This is a genomic window from Amycolatopsis alkalitolerans (assembly GCF_006152065.1).
In the GTDB taxonomy this organism is placed as follows: domain Bacteria; phylum Actinomycetota; class Actinomycetes; order Mycobacteriales; family Pseudonocardiaceae; genus Amycolatopsis_E; species Amycolatopsis_E alkalitolerans.
In genome coordinates this window covers 22,661-40,292 of record NZ_VDFW01000009.1, presented here as the reverse complement: position 1 = coordinate 40,292, position 17,632 = coordinate 22,661, and the positions used below count along the sequence as shown (strand labels likewise).

The 17,632-nt window shown below is 69.5% G+C and carries 18 protein-coding genes; 3 read left to right on the top strand and 15 right to left on the bottom strand.

Going from position 1 to position 17,632, the window contains the following annotated elements:
• Positions 1-4: 4 nt before the first annotated feature.
• The 6 genes from FG385_RS12845 to FG385_RS12820 form a co-directional block, all read right to left on the bottom strand.
• Positions 5-766, bottom strand: coding sequence for an SDR family NAD(P)-dependent oxidoreductase (locus FG385_RS12845; RefSeq protein WP_139096925.1), 762 nt, complete (start codon positions 764-766; stop codon positions 5-7).
• On the bottom strand, positions 763-1,455 hold the full coding sequence (locus FG385_RS12840) for a type III secretion system chaperone family protein (protein ID WP_139096924.1): 693 nt from the start codon (positions 1,453-1,455) through the stop codon (positions 763-765). The genes FG385_RS12845 and FG385_RS12840 overlap by 4 nt, the downstream gene beginning before the upstream one ends.
• Positions 1,456-1,524: 69 nt before the next feature.
• Complete coding sequence (clpB, locus tag FG385_RS12835) at positions 1,525-4,134, bottom strand: ATP-dependent chaperone ClpB (protein WP_139096923.1); 2,610 nt, start codon at positions 4,132-4,134, stop codon at positions 1,525-1,527.
• Between the two features lie 104 nt (positions 4,135-4,238).
• Positions 4,239-5,426 (bottom strand): iron uptake transporter deferrochelatase/peroxidase subunit, encoded by a 1,188-nt coding sequence (gene efeB, locus FG385_RS12830; protein ID WP_139096922.1) that lies wholly within the window; start codon positions 5,424-5,426, stop codon positions 4,239-4,241.
• Entirely contained in the window at positions 5,426-7,417 is a 1,992-nt protein-coding gene (gene efeU, locus FG385_RS35425; protein WP_327436836.1) for an iron uptake transporter permease EfeU, read from the bottom strand. The genes efeB and efeU overlap by 1 nt, the downstream gene beginning before the upstream one ends.
• 129 nt (positions 7,418-7,546) lie before the next feature.
• Positions 7,547-8,002: a MarR family winged helix-turn-helix transcriptional regulator gene (locus tag FG385_RS12820; protein WP_139096921.1), complete on the bottom strand. Its 456-nt coding sequence runs from the start codon at positions 8,000-8,002 to the stop codon at positions 7,547-7,549.
• A gap of 335 nt (positions 8,003-8,337) precedes the next feature.
• On the opposite strand from FG385_RS12820, the gene FG385_RS12815 reads away from it, so the two are divergent.
• Positions 8,338-9,510: a globin domain-containing protein gene (locus FG385_RS12815; protein ID WP_200834429.1), complete on the top strand. Its 1,173-nt coding sequence runs from the start codon at positions 8,338-8,340 to the stop codon at positions 9,508-9,510.
• On the opposite strand, the gene FG385_RS12810 is transcribed toward FG385_RS12815, so the two are convergent.
• Together FG385_RS12810 and FG385_RS12805 are read right to left on the bottom strand one after the other, a co-directional pair.
• A complete protein-coding gene (locus FG385_RS12810) occupies positions 9,511-9,900 on the bottom strand; it encodes a VOC family protein (RefSeq protein ID WP_139096920.1) in 390 nt (129 codons plus the stop codon). It abuts the gene before it with no gap.
• Positions 9,897-10,193, bottom strand: coding sequence for an ArsR/SmtB family transcription factor (locus tag FG385_RS12805; RefSeq protein ID WP_139096919.1), 297 nt, complete (start codon positions 10,191-10,193; stop codon positions 9,897-9,899). Before FG385_RS12805 ends, FG385_RS12810 begins: the two co-directional genes overlap by 4 nt.
• Positions 10,194-10,256: 63 nt before the next feature.
• On the opposite strand from FG385_RS12805, the gene FG385_RS12800 reads away from it, so the two are divergent.
• On the top strand, positions 10,257-10,955 hold the full coding sequence (locus FG385_RS12800) for a dienelactone hydrolase family protein (protein ID WP_139096918.1): 699 nt from the start codon (positions 10,257-10,259) through the stop codon (positions 10,953-10,955).
• Here FG385_RS12800 and FG385_RS12795 read toward each other — a convergent pair.
• From FG385_RS12795 to FG385_RS12775, 5 genes are all read right to left on the bottom strand, one after another.
• Positions 10,952-11,383 carry a heat shock protein transcriptional repressor HspR gene (locus tag FG385_RS12795; RefSeq protein WP_139096917.1) on the bottom strand — a complete coding sequence of 144 codons (432 nt, stop codon included), beginning with the start codon at positions 11,381-11,383 and terminating at the stop codon, positions 10,952-10,954. The two genes, FG385_RS12800 and FG385_RS12795, sit on opposite strands and share 4 nt — an antisense overlap.
• Positions 11,383-12,561 carry a molecular chaperone DnaJ gene (dnaJ, locus tag FG385_RS12790; protein WP_139096916.1) on the bottom strand — a complete coding sequence of 393 codons (1,179 nt, stop codon included), beginning with the start codon at positions 12,559-12,561 and terminating at the stop codon, positions 11,383-11,385. Before dnaJ ends, FG385_RS12795 begins: the two co-directional genes overlap by 1 nt.
• 24 nt (positions 12,562-12,585) lie before the next feature.
• The gene (gene grpE, locus FG385_RS12785) at positions 12,586-13,275 is read right to left on the bottom strand and encodes a nucleotide exchange factor GrpE (RefSeq protein WP_139096915.1); all 690 of its coding nucleotides are present in this window, start codon (positions 13,273-13,275) and stop codon (positions 12,586-12,588) included.
• Complete coding sequence (gene dnaK / locus FG385_RS12780) at positions 13,272-15,128, bottom strand: molecular chaperone DnaK (protein ID WP_139096914.1); 1,857 nt, start codon at positions 15,126-15,128, stop codon at positions 13,272-13,274. Before dnaK ends, grpE begins: the two co-directional genes overlap by 4 nt.
• Before the next feature lie 168 nt (positions 15,129-15,296).
• Positions 15,297-15,956 carry a DUF4097 family beta strand repeat-containing protein gene (locus tag FG385_RS12775; protein ID WP_139096913.1) on the bottom strand — a complete coding sequence of 220 codons (660 nt, stop codon included), beginning with the start codon at positions 15,954-15,956 and terminating at the stop codon, positions 15,297-15,299.
• Positions 15,957-16,101: 145 nt separating this feature from the next.
• Between FG385_RS12775 and FG385_RS12770 the strand changes: the two genes are divergently transcribed.
• A complete protein-coding gene (locus tag FG385_RS12770; RefSeq protein ID WP_139096912.1) occupies positions 16,102-16,644 on the top strand; it encodes a YbhB/YbcL family Raf kinase inhibitor-like protein in 543 nt (180 codons plus the stop codon).
• A gap of 38 nt (positions 16,645-16,682) precedes the next feature.
• On the opposite strand, the gene FG385_RS12765 is transcribed toward FG385_RS12770, so the two are convergent.
• Positions 16,683-17,243 (bottom strand): TetR/AcrR family transcriptional regulator, encoded by a 561-nt coding sequence (locus FG385_RS12765; protein ID WP_139096911.1) that lies wholly within the window; start codon positions 17,241-17,243, stop codon positions 16,683-16,685.
• Positions 17,240-17,566: a DMT family transporter gene (locus FG385_RS12760; RefSeq protein WP_139096910.1), complete on the bottom strand. Its 327-nt coding sequence runs from the start codon at positions 17,564-17,566 to the stop codon at positions 17,240-17,242. The genes FG385_RS12765 and FG385_RS12760 overlap by 4 nt, the downstream gene beginning before the upstream one ends.
• Positions 17,567-17,632: the final 66 nt, after the last annotated feature.

Sequence of the window (17,632 nt, the reverse complement as noted above, 5' to 3'; positions counted from 1 at the left end):
AGTCTTACACACGAGGCCCGGTCACGATGCCGCTGATCCGCCGGATCAGCCCGCCCGGGAGGAGCCGGCCGAGCGCGACGAGCGCCTTGTACTGCATACCCGGCACCGAGACGAGCTTGCCGCGGCGCAGATCCGCGAGGCCGGCGGCGGCGACCCGGTCGGCGTCGAGCCAGAACGCGTTCGGGGCCGAGGGCGAGATGCCGGCGCGCTGGTGGAACTCGGTGCGGACGAACCCGGGGCACAGGGCCATCAGGCGCACGCCGCGCGGGAGGGTGACCCCGATGTCCTCGGTGAACGCGCTCACCCACCTCTTGGTCGCGGCATAGGTGGAGCCGGGGCCGGGAAAGAAGGACGCCACGCTCGACACGTTGACGATGTCGCCGGTGCCGCGCTCGATCATGCCGGGCAGCGCGGCGCGGGTCAGCCGCAGCACGGCGGTGACGTTGACGTCGAGCTGGCGCTGCAGGTGGTCCGGGGTCAGCTCCAGGAACTCGGCGCCGAGGCCGATCCCGGCGTTGTTGATCAGCACGTCCACCGGCTCCTGCCCGAGCCGTTCCTCGACGGCCGCGCGGCCCTCCAAGGTGGCGAGGTCGGCCGGGAGCACGGCGACCGTGACCCCGTACCGGTCCGACAGCTCCCTCGCCGTACTCGCCAGGCGCGCCTCGTCTCGGGCGACGAGCACCACGTCGTACCCCTCGCGCGCGAGCCTGCGGGCGAAAGCCGCCCCGAGGCCCGCCGTCGCGCCCGTGACGAGCGCGGTGTTCACGCCTGGTCCTGTTGCCCAGGCGCGTTCGAGTGCCGGCCGCCCGAGGTGGCTTCCTCATCGAAAGGGTCGACGATGTCGGCGATCTCGCCGAGGTCGCGCAGCAGCCGTTCGAGCCGCGACGGGCCGGCCTGCGGGGCCGCGCTCGCGAGCACCCACTCGTTCTCCAGCCAGGCGACCCCGACGTCACCGCCGAGCGCGTCCGCGGCGTCGACCAGCTCCTGGGTGATCACGCGGCGGGCGGCTTCGGGCTCGTCGGCGAACGCGTAGCGCGAGCCGACCGGGCCGAGCAGTTCGGGCATGTCGGCGCGCTGGAAGGGGACGCTCGCCAGCCACAGCTCGACGAGCGCGGGATGCACGCGGTTGCACCGGACGGCGACCACGACGGCGGGGATCTGCCCGCCCGCCTCGATGTCGAACACGAACACCGGGCGGCGCCCGTCAGAGGTGAACGTCGAACCGGCGACGACGTTGACCGCCGTCTCCGCGCCGAAGTAGCCGAGCGCGCCGCCGGACCACTGTTTGGCCAGCCTCTCGTCCTCCTCGACGAACTGCCAGCCGCGCAGGTCGGCCCATCGCATGCGCTCCCGGTTGCGGGAGCCCTCTCTCGTCCGGTCGGCGAAGAGCAGCACGAGGCCTGCCGCCAGTGCGACGGCGGCGATGACGAACCAAACCCACGCAGGCATACCCACGCGCTCAGGGTATCGTCACGGGCCGCTGAACCAAGATCAGCGGCCCGTGTCGTTACCACCCGTTCGGGTTCAGCCCTTGGTGACCGTCAGCGCGTTCCCGGCCTCCAGGTACGGGATGTCGACCCGGACGGTGTCCCCGTCGCGGATCTCGCCGGACAGCAGCTTCTTCGCCAGCTGGTCGCCGATCGCGGACTGGACCAGACGGCGTAGCGGCCGTGCTCCGTAGATCGGGTCGAAACCGTTGAGGGCCAGCCATTCCCGGGCGCCGGGCGTGACGTCCAGGGTGAGCCGCCGCTGCGCGAGGCGCTGGGCGAGGCGGTCGACCTGGATGTCCACAATGGAGGTCAGCTGCTCGGTGCCGAGCGAGTGGAACACCACGATGTCGTCGAGCCGGTTCAGGAACTCGGGCTTGAAGTGCCGCTGCACCGTCGACAGCACCGCGTCCCGCCGCTGCTGCTCGTCGAGCCCCGCGTCCGCGATGGCCTGCGAACCGAGGTTCGAGGTCAGCACCAGGATCGTGTTCCGGAAGTCGACCGTCCGGCCCTGGCCGTCGGTCAGCCGCCCGTCGTCGAGGACCTGCAGCAGCACGTCGAACACGTCGGGGTGCGCCTTCTCGACCTCGTCCAGCAGGACCACCGAGTACGGCCGCCGGCGGACGGCCTCGGTCAGCTGGCCGCCCTGGTCGTAGCCGACGTAGCCGGGCGGCGCGCCGACCAGCCGGGCGACGCTGTGCTTCTCCGAGTACTCGCTCATGTCGATCCGGGTCATCGCCCGCTCGTCGTCGAACAGGAACTCCGCCAGCCCCTTCGCCAGCTCCGTCTTGCCGACACCGGTCGGGCCGAGGAACAGGAAGGAGCCCGTCGGGCGGTCCGGGTCGGCGACACCGGCGCGCGTCCGGCGCACGGCGTCGGAAACGGCGGTGACGGCTTCGGCCTGGCCGACCACGCGCTTGCCCAGCTCCTCTTCCATGCGCAGGAGCTTGCCGGTCTCACCTTCGAGCAACCGGCCCGCGGGAATGCCCGTCCACGCGCTCACGACGTCGGCGACATCGTCCGCACCGACCTCCTCCTTCAACATCACGTCCGCGCCCGACGAGCTGGACGCCGTGCTCTGCTGGGCGGCCTCGAGTTCCTTTTCCAGCGCGGGAATCCGGCCGTAGCGCAACTCCGCGGCACGGCCGAGGTCGGCGTCGCGCTCGGCGCGGTCCGCCTCGCCGCGGAGCCCTTCCAGCTGTTCCTTGAGGTCACGGACCTTCTCGATCGAGCCCTTCTCGTTCTGCCAGCGGGCGGTCAGCGCAGAGAGCTCCTCGCGCTTCTCCGCCAGCTCGGCGCGCAGCGCGTCCAGCCGCTCCTTCGAGGCGACGTCTTCTTCCTTCGCGAGCGCCATCTCCTCGATCTCGAGGCGGCGGACGGCCCGCTCGACCTCGTCGATCTCGACGGGCCGTGAGTCGATCTCCATGCGCAGCCGGGACGCGGCCTCGTCGACCAGGTCGATCGCCTTGTCCGGCAGGAACCGGGCGGTGATGTAGCGATCGGACAGCGTCGCGGCGGACACCAGCGCGGCGTCCGTGATCCGGACACCGTGGTGCACTTCGTAGCGCTCCTTGAGGCCGCGGAGGATGCCGATCGTGTCCTCGACCGACGGCTCGCCGACCAGCACCTGCTGGAAGCGCCGCTCCAGCGCCGCGTCCTTCTCGATGTGCTGGCGGTACTCGTCGAGCGTGGTGGCGCCGACCATGCGCAGCTCACCGCGAGCGAGCATCGGCTTGATCATGTTGCCGGCGTCCATCGCGCCCTCACCGGTCGCACCGGCGCCGACGATCGTGTGCAGCTCGTCGATGAACGTGATGACCTGACCGGCCGAGTCGGTGATCTCCTTGAGGACGGCCTTCAGCCGCTCCTCGAACTCACCGCGGTACTTCGCGCCGGCGACCATCGAACCGAGGTCGAGCGCGACAACTCGCTTGCCCCGCAAGGATTCCGGCACGTCGCCCGCGACGATGCGCTGGGCGAGCCCCTCGACGATCGCGGTCTTGCCGACGCCCGGCTCGCCGATCAGCACCGGGTTGTTCTTGGTCCGCCGCGAAAGCACCTGCACGACGCGGCGGATCTCGGTGTCGCGCCCGATCACCGGATCCAGCTCGCCCTGGCGGGCGCGCCCGGTGAGGTCGACGCCGTACTTCTCCAGGGCCTTGAACGTGCCCTCCGGATCGGGGCTGGTGATCCGCGCCGAGCCGCGCACCTTGGTGAACGCCTCGCGCAGCGCCTCGGCGGTCGCGCCGTGCCGTTTGAGCAGAGTGCCAACGGAACCGCCCCCAGCGTCTTCCATGGCGAGGCCCACCAGCAGGTGCTCGGTCGAGACGAACTCGTCGCCCATCTCGGTCGCGAGCTTCTGGGCATGCGTCAGCGACTTCAGCGCCGCGGTGTCGAACTGCGGGGTGGACACCGTCGCGCCGGTGGCCGAGGGCAGCCCGTTGGTGATCGGCTCGAGCTCCGTGCGCACCTGCGCCGGGTCCGCGCCCACAGCCGTCAGCAGCGGGCCGGCGATACCGTCGCTCTGCGCGAGCAACGCGCCCAGCAGGTGCGCCGGGGCGATGCTCGGGTTGCCCGCCACGGTCGCCGCCTGCGCCGCCGACGAGATCGCCTGCTGGGTCTTCGTCGTCGGGTTGAAAGCGTCCATCCCACACTCCATGTCTCAACGCCTGTCTGAGGACAGCCTCCCGCATGGGCCGTCGATAAGCACAACGTCAGAAAAGTTGAGTGTGTTCCGCTCAAGTCTGCGCGTTAGGCCATTAAGCTCCGGGCGAACCAGTCCTGCGTGTCCCGCACGCCGGGGAGGACGTAGAAGTACCCGCCGCCGTAGGGCTGGATGTAGTCGACCAGCGGCTCGTTGATCAGCCGGGTCTGCACCGTCTCGAACTGGCGTTCCAGGTCCTGCTGGTAAGAGGAGAAGATCAGCCCGACGTCGATGTCGCCGTTCAGGTCCACCCCGAGGTCGTAGTTGTAGCCGCGCCGGAGCAGGCGGCTCGGGTTCGTCTCCGGCGTGCGCGGGTTGGCCATCCGGATGTGCGAGTCGAGCGGAATGGTCTTGCCGTCGGGATCGGCGGCGTAGTCCGGCGTGTCGAACTCGCCCGCCCCGTCCAGCGGGGCGCCGCTGTCGCGCTTGCGGCCGAACATGTTCTCCTGCTCGGTGATCGACACCCGGTCCCAGAATTCGACGAGCATCCGGATGAGCCGCACCACCTGGTACGAACCACCCTCTGGGGTCCAGATCAGCTCGTCCGCCGCGGTCGGGTTCGCGATCCCGTCCTTGAAACCCATCAGGTTCCGCGGTGTCCCCGATGGTCGCGGCGGCGAATGGAAGCCGTTGATCCGGTACCGCAACTGCATCGCACCGCGCGTGTGCTTGGCGATGTCCCGCAGCGCGTGCTGCACGGTGTCCGCGTTGTTGGCGCACAACTGCAGCATCAGGTCGCCGTGGCACCACTTGGGCTCGAGCGAGTCGTTCGGGAAAGTGCGCATCGGCTTGAGCTTCCCTGGCTTCTTCGCGGCGAGCCCGAACCGGTCGTCGAACAGCGAGGAGCCGACGCCGAGCGTCACGGTCAGCCCGTCGGCGGGTACGTCGGAACCGAGGATCGCGCTGTCCGACGGCGGCGAGCCCACACCCAGATCCGGCGGGGTGCCGCCGGCGGTCAGGAACCGGGCGCGGTCGGTCAGCGTGCGGAACAGGTCGGTGAGCCCGGGCCGGTCGGCCGCGGTCACGTCGAACGCGGCGAACGCGGCCGCGGCCTGCTGCGGGGTGAACACGCCTGCCTGGTTCGCACCATGGAAGGCGAAGCTCTGGGCGACGCTTTCGGTGCCCTTCGACCGGTCGTCGGCGTACGCGCCGGCCGCGACCAGCCCGCCGGCGAGCGCGGTGCCCGCCACGCCCGCACCCGTGCCCTGCAGGAACCTGCGCCTGGAGATGTCCATCAACTCTGCCTGATCTCGAGAAGGTCGGGGATGAGGGAAAGCGTTTCCAGTACCTGCCCGATCGCCGCGTTCACGTGCTGGCGCCGGCTCAGCGGCGCGGTTTCCGGGCTGCCGCTGGTGGCCTCCAGCGCCTGTTCGAGGGTGCTCAACTGGGCCTTCGCGGTCGCCACGAGTCCCGGCCGCCGCTGCTCGATCAGCGGTGCCAGTTCGTCGAGCACGACCCGCGTGCCGTCGACGTCGGCCAGCGTCTCCTGGTAGCCGGTGCCCGCGCCCTGGTCGGACATGCCGGAGAGCTTGTCGCGCGACGCGTCTTCGAGGATCTCGTGCGCGCGTACCGGCAGGTCGGCCGGGTCGGCGGTGACCGTCGGCAGTTGCTGGCGCAGGCTCGCGACGTCCCGGGCCAGCTTGTCCGCGATCGGGGTCAGTTCGGCCGCGCCCTGGCCGTGCCACAGGCCGTACTCGAGCCGCCGCAGGCCCGTGAAGTCCTTGTCCTGCACACCATCCGGGAAGCCGTCGGGCTGCCCGTCGATGGCGTCGGCGAGGTCGCCGAAGCTGCCGTAGGCGGCGCCCACCCGCTCCCAGGTGAGCTGCGCCGGAAGCCAGTCCGCCTTCGCGGCGTCGAGATTCCCGGCCGCGAGCGCCCCGCGCAGCGTGTCCACCTGCCCGGCCAGCGTGGCCAGTTGTGGCGCGACATAAGCCTGGTACTGCTTCAACGGACCGGCGAGATCCTGTTCGGACACCGGGAGCACGACCGGGGGCGCGGTCCCGCCACCGCCGGTCGCGGCCACGGCCACGGCCGCCGACCGCTGCTCGGGTGCACCGGACATCTCGCACCGCCACGCGTACTGCCCGGCGGGCAGGTTCGCCGGCATGGTGCGCCGCGTGCCGGGGCCGAGGCCTTCGAGTTCGCCGATGACACCGTCATCGGTCGCGCGCACGAGATAGATCTCGCCGCTGCGCCCCGACTTGTTGACCACGGTGAACTCCTGCCGCCCCGCGGCCAGCGAGTGGAAGTCGGGCGCGCACGCCGACGCGGTGATGGTCACCTGCTGCGTGCTCGCCGGCGAGGACGGCACGACGAATGCGAACACCCCGGCCGCGGCGGGCGGCACGGCGATGGCGGCGGTGATCCACACCCAGCGCCTGACCGGCTTGCGCTCGCGCCTGACCTTGACCGGCGCGGCCGGCTTGCGCGCGTAGAACACGGTCAGCACCGCGGCGAGGTAGGCGACGTAGGCGATCACCTGCAGCCAGGTCATCGTCGGGGAGAGGTTCGTGACGCCGCGGATGACCGTGACCCACCACGCGTCCGCGGAGATCGAACCGGACAGGTCGAAGGCGAGCCACGTGTGGCCCGGCAGCAGCCCGGCATCCTGCAGGTCACCGAGGCCGTAGGCGAGCACCCCGGCCGCGATCACGACGAGCAGCACGGCGGTGCGCGAGAAGAACTTGCCGAGGTTGATCCGGATCGCGCTGCGGTAGAGCAGCCAGCACAGCAGCGCGGCGATCGCGATGCCCAGCGCCGCGCCGACCAGTGGCGCCGCCGACTCGCCCGCGGCCTGCACGGTGGTCCAGAGGAACAGCGCGGTTTCGAGGCCTTCGCGGCCCACGGCGAGGAACGCGGTCAGCGCGAGGGCACCGGTACCGATCGCCGCCGCGCCGCTGACCTTCGCCGACAGCTCGCCGGAGAGGTTGCGCGCGGTCCGGCGCATCCAGAACACCATGGCGGTCACGAGGCAGACGGCGATGATGCTGAGGATCCCGCCGAACGCCTCCTGCGCGGTGGTCGACAGCTCCGACCGCGAGAACGTGAGGACGGCGCCGAATCCGGCGGCGAGCAGGACCGCGGCGAGCACGCCGAGCCAGATGGGAGAGGAAGACGCCTTCTCGTCAGCGCGGCGCAGCGCGGCGAGCAGGATGCTCACCACGAGCCCGGCTTCCAGCCCTTCCCGCAGCCCGATCAGCAGGTTCGGGACGCCATCGGCCCACACGCGGTACTCCTTCGGCTTCGGCGAGTCTGGTTAGCCTTACTTTAGGCGCGCCGAGCCGGTGAAAATAGCCTAGGCATTCCTAAGTTTGCCCAGGTCACACCGCATTTCGGGCAGAACGGGCGAATGGGCTCAGTTCGTGTCGAACGTATTGCGCATCGCGTCGTTCATCGACCTCAGACGCTCGGTCAGCGCGGTGACCTCGTCCTCGGTCCACTCGCCCAACGCCATGCGCACGAACTCGACGTGGTTCTCGCGCCAGCGTTGGAGTTCGGCGCGACCCTGCTCGGACACCCGCACGAGGGCCGCGCGCCCGTCCTCGGGCGCGGGCCTCCGCTCGACGAGCCCGGCCGCGACCAGTTGCGCGATCTGCCTGCTGATCACCGAGACGTCCACCATCTTGCGCTTGGCCAGGTCGGACGGGCGCGATTCACCGTTCGCGGCGAGATCGTGCAATACCATGGCCGCGGCGGGATGCAGGCCTGGCTCACCGCGCTGCCAGGAGGCGGTGACCCACGCCTGCAGAAGCTGGCTCGCGGTCCGCAGCTGCTGCAGGAGTTCGATCCCGGCCTGTTCGCTCAGGGTCATCGGGGTTCCTTCTGATTGGTTGTGGCAAACAACTATACGCACGGTAGTTGTTTGAAACAAGGATCAAACGCGTGAGTCGGACCACTCAGTAGGGGGCGCACTTACCACCCGGACGGAGCAACCATAGGGGGATTCTGGCCGAAAGCAGTTACTCTGCGGTCCAAATGTGTCCCACTTTCAGGATTACGCTTGACTGGATGGGGTGGAATATTCGTGATCATTTCACGCAGTGACGACCCCTGTGGCCTGGTCGTGCATTCCGGGCTCGTGCTATTGCGCGTTCGTGAATAATCGAGCCCGAGCATGAACTCGCACCCCGGAGCACCCCGAACCCGATGACCGCCGAACCCGTCAGTCCCGTCCCCCGGTCCGTCCGCCGGGAGGCGCCTCCAGCCGTCACCGCCATGGTGCGGCTGATCCAGGATTCCTGGGCCAAGGCGGAGCCGTACTTACCCGAAGTGACGCAGTTCTTCTACGGCATGCTCTTCACGCTCGCCCCCGCGACGCGCGACTTCTTCCCCATCAACATGGAGGTCCAGCGCAACCGGATGGTGCGGGCCCTCGTGCACGTCGTGCAGATGGTCGACCAGCCCGACGACCTCGTCCCGTTCCTGCGCCAGCTGGGCCGCGACCATCGCAAGTTCGGCGTGATCCCGAAGCACTACGAGGCGATCGGCACGGCGCTGCTCGCCGCGATGCGCTCGCAGCTCGGCCTTGACTGGACCCCGGAGGTCGAGCGCGCCTGGGCGGAGGCGTTCACGATCATCGCCCGCCAGATGCAGGAGGCGGCGGCCTCGGACACCAACCCGGCGAGCTGGTCGGCGATGGTCGCCGAGCACCGGCGGCTGAGCTGGGATCTCGCGATGATCCGGGTCGAACCGGATTCGGACATCCCGTTCCGGGCCGGTCAGTACCTGAGCGTCGAGGTGCCGCAGCGGCCGCGGTTGTGGCGCTACCTGTCGCCGGCCAACGCGCCGCGCGAGGACGGCTCGCTGGAGTTCCACGTCCGTGCCGTCGACGGCGGCTGGGTCTCGCGCGCGATCGTGAGCCACACGCAGAAGGGCGACGTGTGGCGGTTCGGCCCGCCGCTCGGGCGCCTGCACATCGACCGCCCGTCCGGGCGGGACGTCCTGATGGTCGCCGGCGGCACCGGGGTCGCGCCGCTGCACGCGATGCTCGACGATCTGGCGCAGTGGGGCGAGAACCCGAAGGTCCACCTGTTCTACGGCGGCCGGACACGCGAAGACCTGTACGCGCTGGAGGGCCTGCGGATGATCGCTTCGTGCAACCCGTGGCTGACGGTGACGCCGGTGATCGAGGGCGGGCCGGGGCTGTCGGGGTGCGAGCAGGGCACGCTCGCGGACGTGGTCACCGGCCACGGCGCCTGGCCGGGGCGCGACGTGCTGGTGTCGGGCTCGCCCGCGATGATCCGGGCGACCGTGTCACGGATGCTCGTGGCCGGGACGGCGCTCGATCAGATCAGGTACGACCCGTTCACCATCGACTGACTACTTCATGGTGGCGAGCTGGATCAGGTTGCCACAGGTGTCGTCGAGGACGGCGGTGACCACCGGCCCCAGGTCGGTCGCGTCCTGAGTGAACTCGACGCCCAGCCCCTTGAGTCGCTCGACCTCGGCGTACACGTCGTCCACGGCGAACTGCGTGAACGGGATGCCGTCGGAGACCAGGGCCTTCTTGAACGGGTCCGCGGCCGGGTGGCCGTCCGGCTCCAGCAACAGCTCGACCCCCTCCGGGTCGGCCGGGGAGACCACGGTGAGCCAGCGGGCGCCGCCCGCGGGCACGTCGGTCTTCTTGATGAACCCCAGCTTCTCGGTGTAGAAGGCGAGCGCCTTGGCCTGGTCGTCGACGAGCACGCTGGTGATGTTGATGCGGATCACGGGTTCGGTTCCTCTCGGTCGATGGGCCACCGCTCGACGATCGAGCGCAGCGGGCTCGTGTCGATGTGGTGGAACTTGTACCGGCCCTGCCGCCGGGTGTGCACCAGGCCGGCCTGCTCGAGCACCGCGAGGTGTTGCGAGATGGCCTGGCGCGAGGAGGCAAGGCCATGCCGCATGGTCAGCCGGCCGCAGATCTCGAACAGTGTCTGACCGTCCTTTTCGGTCAGTTCATCCAGGATGGTGCGCCGGGTCGCGTCGCCGATCGCCTTGAACAGGTCCGGTTCGGCGCCCACGGACGGAATAATAGGCAAGTAGTCACTTGCCTGTCAACGTGGCGCATTCGCTACCCTGCCCCCATGGATATTCCTGTGGCGGACGGCACCATTCGCGGTTACCTGGCCAGGCCCCAGACCGAGGTCTCGGGCGAACCGCCGCGGCCGGGGGTCGTGGTCATCCATGACGCGGTGGGCCTGACCGAGGACGCGCGCAACATCACCGAGCGGTTCGCCACCGCCGGCTATCTGGCGTTGGCCCCGGACCTGTTCTCGCGCGGCGGGCTCTTTCGCTGTGTGAAGACGGTTTTCCGGGAGCTCGCGACGGCGAAGGGGCGCGCGTTCGAGGACATCTCCGCCGCCCGGCGGCTCCTCGCGGAGCGAGCCGACTGCACGGGGAAGGTCGGCGTCGTCGGGTTCTGCATGGGGGGCGGTTTCGCACTCGTCGCCGCGACGCAGGGTTTCGACGCCTCCGCCCCGTACTACGGGCAGCTGCCGAAGGACTTGTCTATTTTGGACGAAGCTTGCCCGGTCGTGGCGAGCTTCGGCAAGCGGGACCCGTCGTTGAAGGGCACCGCGGCCAAACTCGAACAGGAGCTGACCGACCGCGGGATTCCCCACGACATCAAGGAATACCCGGACGCCGGGCACAGCTTCGCGAACCAGTTCCCGATCGGGCCGCTGAACGTGCTGGCCAGGTACGCCGGAGTGGGCTACCACCGCGAGTCCAGCGAGGACGCGTGGCGGCGCGTCCTCGCCTTCTTCGCGCGGCACCTGCGCTAGGACCTGCGCTTCGGCTTCCACACCACCAGCGATGTCTCCTGCCGGATGGGCACGAGGTCCTTCCGGTAGGAGGCGTGCACCGCGGCGGCGGCTTGTTCGGCGGCGGCGTACGCGGCGGCCAGTTCCTCGGTCAGTTCCGCGACTCTGGCCCGCAGGGCATCGACCTGGTTCTCCAGTTCGATGATCCGCTTGATCCCGGCGAGGTTGACGCCGGCCTCCTGCGAGAGCCGCTGCACTTCGCGCAGCAGCGCGATATCCCGCATGGAGTACCGCCGCCCGCCGCCGGACGTGCGGCCTGGTGAGACGAGCCCCTGCCGGTCATACGCGCGCAACGTCTGGGCATGCAGCCCGGACAGCTGCGCCGCCACCGAGATCACGAAGACCGGGGTGTCCTCGTCCGCCCCGTGTGGCAAGCCGCCGAACGCCATCACCGCTCCTTGAGCATCCGTGTGATCTCGGGCCTCGGATCGTGCTTCGCCGACGCCTCGGCGAACGCCTCGAGCGCCTGCTTCTCCGTTCCGTCCAGTTTGGACGGGACCGCGACCTGCAGGGTCACCAGCAGGTCACCCTGCGAGCCGTCCCGCTTCGTGATGCCCTTGCCGCGCACGCGCAGCACCCGGCCGTTGTTCGTGCCGGCCGGCACCTTCAGCGAGACCGTTCCGTCCAGCGTGGGCACCTTGATCGTCGCACCCAAGGTCACCTCGGGGAAGCTCACCGGCACAGTGATCGTCAGATCGTTGCCCGACCGGCCGAACACCGGGTGCGGGCTCACGTGCACCCGGACGTACAGGTCACCCGCCGAGGCCCCGCCCCGGCCCGGCTCGCCCTGCCCGGCCAGCCTGATCCGCTGGTTGTCGTCGACCCCGGCCGGCACCCGCACGGTCAGCGTCCTGGTCTGCGTGCTGATGCCCTCGCCACCGCATTCGGGACACGGGTTGTCGATGATCTTGCCGCGGCCGCGGCATTCGCGGCACGGCTCGGAGAACGCGAAGGCCCCCTGGCTGCGGCTCACCAGACCCGAACCCTGGCAGATCGGGCACGTCCGCGGGCTGGTGCCGGGCTTGGCGCCGTTGCCACCACAGGTCTTGCACGTGGCCGGGCTCGACAGCCGCAGCGGCAGGGTCGCGCCCTTGACCGCCTCTGCGAAATCGATCCGGACGTCGGTCTCGACGTCGGCACCCCGCTGCGCGCGGGCGTTCGTCGCGCCGGGCGCACCACCACGACGGCCGAACAGACCGCCCAGGATGTCACCGAGCCCGCCGAAACCACCACCGCCGGCACCGGCTGTCTGGCCGAACAGGTCGCTCATGTCGAACGTCCCGCCGCCGCCACCGCCGCCGGGGAAGCCGAAGCCGCCCCCGGCGCCGGCCCCGAACAGCCGCCGCGCCTCGTCGTACTCCTTGCGCTTGGCGGCATCCGACAGCACGCCGTAGGCCTCGGACACCGCCTTGAACTTCTGCTCGGCCTCGGCGTTGCCCGGGTTGGCGTCCGGGTGGTTCGCCCGGGCCAGCTTGCGGTACGCCTTCTTGATCTCGTCCTGCGACGCGTCGGAGGAGACGCCCAGTTCGCGGTAGAAGTCCTTGCCTATCCACTCCCGTGCACTCACCGGACGTCCCCTCCTTTCCGTTCGTTATCGGTTGTTCTCATCCGACAGTTGCTCCACCGGTAGCTCACCCTCGACCGGCTCGTCCACCGGCGGGGCGCCGCCCGGCTCGTGGTCGGTGACGCCGACCAGCGCGGCCCGCAACGTGCGCTCGCCGAAGCGATAGCCGCGGCGCAGCACCGCGGTCACCGTCGGGCCCGCGACCTCGGGCGAAGTGCTGTGCTGCACCGCCTCGTGCACGCTCGGGTCGAAGGGCTCGCCCTCCGCGCCGAACGGCTCGAGGCCCGCTCGCTGCAGGCCTGCGACGAGCTTGTCCGCCACCGACTTGAACGCACCGGTGAGGTCGCCGTGCTGCTCCGCCCGCTCGAGATCGTCGAGCAGCGGCAGCAGGTCGTTCACCACGGAGGCCTTCGCCCCGGCGACGACGGCCTCACGGTCCCGGTCGACCCGCTTGCGGTAGTTGGCGTACTCCGCCTGCAGCCGCTGCAGATCTGCGGTGCGTTCCGCGAGCTGCTTCTCGAGATCGGACTCGACGCCGACGGCATCATCCACAATGGATTCACCGAGCGACGGGCCGGACTCTTCGTCAGCCGGTTCCGGAGCCTGTGGCCGTACCTGACCGGTCTCGGGGTCGATCTTGCGACGATCCCGTACCACCACCGGCTCCGTTACCTCCTGTTCCCGCTCTTCCGTGTCCCTGAAGTGCTTGCCCGTCACTTCTTCTCGTCCTCGTCCACGATCTCGGCGTCCACGACGTCCTCCTGCGGCTTGGCGGAGCCGGCGCTCTCGCCACCCGCCGCACCGGCGTCCGCACCGGCACCCGGCTGCTGCGCGTTCGCGTACAGGGCGGTGCCCAGCTCCTGCGAAGCGGTGTTCAGCTTCTCGATCGCTTCCTTGATCTTCGCCGAGTCGGTGCCCTTCAGGGCCTCGTTGGCCTCGTCGATCGCGGTCTTGACCTTGCCCTTGACGTCCTCGGGCAGCTTGTCCTCGTTGTCCTTGACGAACTTCTCGGTCTGGTAGACCAGCGTCTCCGCCTGGTTGCGGGTCTCCGCCTCCTCGCGGCGCTTGCGGTCCTCCTCGGCGTGCGCCTCGGCGTCCTTGACCATCCGGTCGATGTCGTCCTTCGGCAGCGCGGAGCCACCGGTGATGGTCATCGACTGTTCCTTGTTCGTGCCGAGGTCCTTCGCGGTCACGTGCACGATGCCGTTCGCGTCGATATCGAAGGTGACCTCGATCTGCGGCACGCCACGCGGCGCCGGGGGCAGCCCGGTCAGCTCGAACATGCCGAGCTTCTTGTTGTGCGCGGCGATCTCGCGCTCACCCTGGAACACCTGGATCTGCACCGAGGGCTGGTTGTCGTCGGCCGTGGAGAAGATCTCCGACCGCTTGGTGGGGATGGTCGTGTTGCGCTCGATGAGCTTGGTGAACACGCCGCCCTTGGTCTCGATGCCCAGCGACAATGGGGTCACGTCGAGCAGCAGGACGTCCTTGACCTCACCCTTGAGCACACCGGCCTGCAGCGCCGCGCCGACCGCGACGACCTCGTCCGGGTTCACGCCCTTGTTCGGCTCCTTGCCGCCGGTCAGCTCCTTGACCAGGTCGGACACGGCCGGCATCCGGGTGGAACCGCCGACGAGCACCACGTGGTCGATCTGGCCGACCGAGATGCCCGCGTCACGGATGACGTTGTTGAACGGCGCCTTGGTGCGGTCGAGCAGGTCCGAGGTGATCCGCTGGAACTCCGCGCGCGACAGGGTCTCGTCGAGGAACAGCGGGTTCTTGTCCGCGTCGACCGTGATGTACGGCAGGTTGATGCTGGCCGAGTTCGAGCTGGACAGCTCGATCTTCGCCTTCTCCGCCGCCTCGCGGATGCGCTGCAGTGCCATCCGGTCCTTGGTCAGGTCGATGCCGTGGCTCGCCTTGAACTTGTCCACCAGCCACTTGACGATGCGCTCGTCCCAGTCGTCACCACCGAGGTGGTTGTCACCGCTGGTGGCGCGGACCTCGACGACGCCCTCGCCGATCTCCAGCAGCGAGACGTCGAAGGTGCCACCACCGAGGTCGAAGACCAGGATGGTCTGCTCCTTCTCGCCCTTGTCCAGGCCGTAGGCCAGGGCGGCCGCGGTGGGCTCGTTGACGATGCGGAGCACGTTCAGGCCCGCGATCTGGCCGGCCTCCTTGGTGGCCTGGCGCTGCGCGTCCTCGAAGTACGCCGGAACGGTGATGACCGCGTCGGTGATCTCCTCGCCGAGGTACGCCTCCGCGTCGCGCTTGAGCTTCATCAGCACGCGGGCGCTGATCTCCTGCGCCGTGTACGTCTTGCCGTCGACCTCGGTCTTCCAGTCGGTACCGATGTGCCGCTTGACCGAACGGATCGTGCGGTCCACGTTGGTGACCGACTGGTTCTTGGCAGGCTGCCCGGTCAGCACTTCGCCGTTCTTGGCGAAGGCGACGATGGACGGGGTGGTTCGGGAGCCTTCGGAGTTGGCGATGACCGTCGGCTCGCCGCCCTCAAGGACGGCGACGACCGAGTTGGTCGTGCCGAGGTCGATGCCGACCGCTCGCGCCATGGTGGTTCTCCTCCTGATATACGCTGCTTGAGCTGGGGTGTCGCGCCCGCCTTGAGCGGGGCTCGCTCAAGTTCTATCCTCTGGTTCCGGGTTCGTCAAACCAGACTTGAGCCTGGGGCGCTCAACCTTCCTGCCGGTCCAACGACCGGGTCCGCGCGGTTGTTCCCGCTAGTCGTGCCGGACCTTGATGTCCCCGCTCGTGGCCTGCAGGTCGAGCACGTGCAGGGCGGCGGGATCGGTCGGGACCTCGATGTCCTGATCGCCGGACGTCGTCCGCGCGTTCACCCGGTAGCGGTCGTCGGGCACCGTGACCTCGACATCGCCGCTCGTCACGTCCGCGGTCACGTCCTGCGCGGTGCTGAGGCTGATCTTGATGTCGCCGGAGGTCGTATGCGCCTTCACCGGCCCCGGCGCGTTCTCCACCGTGAGCTTTCCCGAGTTGCTCGTCACGTCGGCGGCGACCCCGTCGAGGCGCACGTCGCCGGACGTGCCGCCGCCGGTGATCGTCGTGCCGCGCGGGACGACGAGTTCGTAGTCCACCGTGCAGTTGCGCCCGCAGCCGTTCAGCAGGAGCCGGCCGTCGGCGATCCGGTAGGCCTCGTCCGGGTGGGAACCGGCGTAGTGGAAACGCTCGCGGACTGAGGTCGTCGTCGTGTCGGCGGCGCTGATCCGGACGTCGCCCGAACTGGTGTCGAGCCGGACGGTGTGGATGGGCTGGGCGATCTGGTGGACCGACTCTCCGGTGTGCGGCCACCACCAGCCGACGGCGATGGCGACCCCCGCGCCGATGAGGGCTGTTCCTCCGACCGCGAGTGCCGGTCTGCCCATTGCGTCCTCCCCAGACAACTTAGGTGTGCAGGAGACGCTAAGGCCGGGTAGACCTGGAGGACATCAGGGAACGCCCCCGGTTCGACCCTGGGGTGTCCCCTACCTACGCTGCAGACCTGATCTTGTTCGCGGACAAGGAGGATCGATGGCGCAGTCACCGAACCCGTACGACTTTCTGCCCCCCGTGCCCGGTTTCACGCTCACGAGTTCCGACATGCGAGACGGCGAAACGCTCGCCTCCCACCACCGGAGCGGCATCTTCGGGGTGCCCGGCGGTGAGGACCGTTCGCCGCAGCTGTCCTGGTCGGGCTTCCCGGCGGAGACGAGGAGCTTCGCGGTCACCTGCTACGACCCTGACGCGCCGACCGCGAGCGGCTTCTGGCACTGGGCGGTGTTCAACATCCCGGCGTCGGTCACCGAGCTGCCCTCGGGAGCGGGCGGACCGAGCGGCGAAGGGCTGCCCGCGGGCGCGGTCACGCTGAAGAACGACGGCGGCGTGAAGCACTTCCTCGGCGCGGCCCCGCCGGCCGGGCACGGGCCGCACCGCTACTTCTTCGTGGTGCACGCGCTCGACGTGGAGTCGCTCCACGTGCCAGGGGACGCGACCCCGGCGTTCCTCGGCTTCAACCTGTTCGGCCACACCCTCGCCCGCGCGGCCATCGTGCCCGTCTACGAGGAGAAGGGCTGAAGTCTCAACCTGTCCCGGTATGAGGCGGCGCACCTGCCTCAGTGCGGCCGCAGCAGGTACTCGACGACGGGCTTGAGCTCCTCCGCGGTCGGCGGTTCGTCGTCGATCAGGCCCTGGATCAGCAGCCCGTCGATCCCGGCCAGAAAGGCCCGCAGCGCAACGAGATCGTCGGGCCGGACCATCGACGTGAGCACGTCGAGCCACCGCCGCGCCGCCGGGCGCAGTTCGGGGCGGCGGGCAGCGAGCAGGTACAGCTCGTACTCGGCCATGGTGCGGCCGCGGCGCGGGCCCAGCGCCTCGGCGAGCAGGCCCGCGACCTCCGCCGCGCCGAGGCTGCCCCGCGAGCGGGCGCGGTCGATCGTCCAGTAGACCTCGGTCGCCATGTCCTGCGCGCATGAGATGAGCGTCGCGATGAGCAGTTCGTCGAGGTTCGCGAAGTGATACGTGGTCGACGTCGTCGGCACACCCGCCTCCGCCGCCACGGTGCGGTGCGTCACGCCAGCGACCCCGTCGCGTTCGATCACCCGCAGCGTCGCCTCGACGATGTCGTGCCGCCGCCGCTCGCCGCGCGCCTTGCGGCCGTCCCGCTGGACCCTCATCGCGCCGACCCTAGTTCGATCAGCACCACGCCACCGATGACCAGCACCAGCCCGGCGACCATGGCGACACTGATGTGCTCACCGAGGAACAGCACCCCGATCAGCGCCACCGCGGCCACGCCCGCCGCCGCCCAGATGGCGTACGCGACCCCGACCGGCAGACCCATTTTCAGTACCAGGGAAAGCGCGACGAACGCCACCGCGTATCCGGCGACCACGACGAGCGACGGGGTGAGCTTCGAGAACCCCTCGGAGAGCTTGAGTGAAACGGTGCCGGTGACCTCGGCCGCGATGGCCAGGGCGAGGAGAAGGTAGGCGGCCACAAGGCCAAAACTACCTGAACGATCGTCCCGATTTCTAGGGAGTCGTACACCACATCGGTGGGACTT

What these genes read in the sequence shown, in the direction of transcription:
- clpB (WP_139096923.1), bottom strand. Translation starts at nt 4,134, where the DNA reads ATGGACGCTTTCAACCCGACGACGAAGACCCAGCAGGCGATCTCGTCG.
- efeB (WP_139096922.1), bottom strand. Translation starts at nt 5,426, where the DNA reads ATGGACATCTCCAGGCGCAGGTTCCTGCAGGGCACGGGTGCGGGCGTG.
- FG385_RS12820 (WP_139096921.1), bottom strand. Translation starts at nt 8,002, where the DNA reads ATGACCCTGAGCGAACAGGCCGGGATCGAACTCCTGCAGCAGCTGCGG.
- FG385_RS12815 (WP_200834429.1), top strand. Translation starts at nt 8,338, where the DNA reads ATGACCGCCGAACCCGTCAGTCCCGTCCCCCGGTCCGTCCGCCGGGAG.
- FG385_RS12800 (WP_139096918.1), top strand. Translation starts at nt 10,257, where the DNA reads ATGGATATTCCTGTGGCGGACGGCACCATTCGCGGTTACCTGGCCAGG.
- FG385_RS12795 (WP_139096917.1), bottom strand. Translation starts at nt 11,383, where the DNA reads ATGGCGTTCGGCGGCTTGCCACACGGGGCGGACGAGGACACCCCGGTC.
- dnaK (WP_139096914.1), bottom strand. Translation starts at nt 15,128, where the DNA reads ATGGCGCGAGCGGTCGGCATCGACCTCGGCACGACCAACTCGGTCGTC.
- FG385_RS12775 (WP_139096913.1), bottom strand. Translation starts at nt 15,956, where the DNA reads ATGGGCAGACCGGCACTCGCGGTCGGAGGAACAGCCCTCATCGGCGCG.
- FG385_RS12770 (WP_139096912.1), top strand. Translation starts at nt 16,102, where the DNA reads ATGGCGCAGTCACCGAACCCGTACGACTTTCTGCCCCCCGTGCCCGGT.
- FG385_RS12765 (WP_139096911.1), bottom strand. Translation starts at nt 17,243, where the DNA reads ATGAGGGTCCAGCGGGACGGCCGCAAGGCGCGCGGCGAGCGGCGGCGG.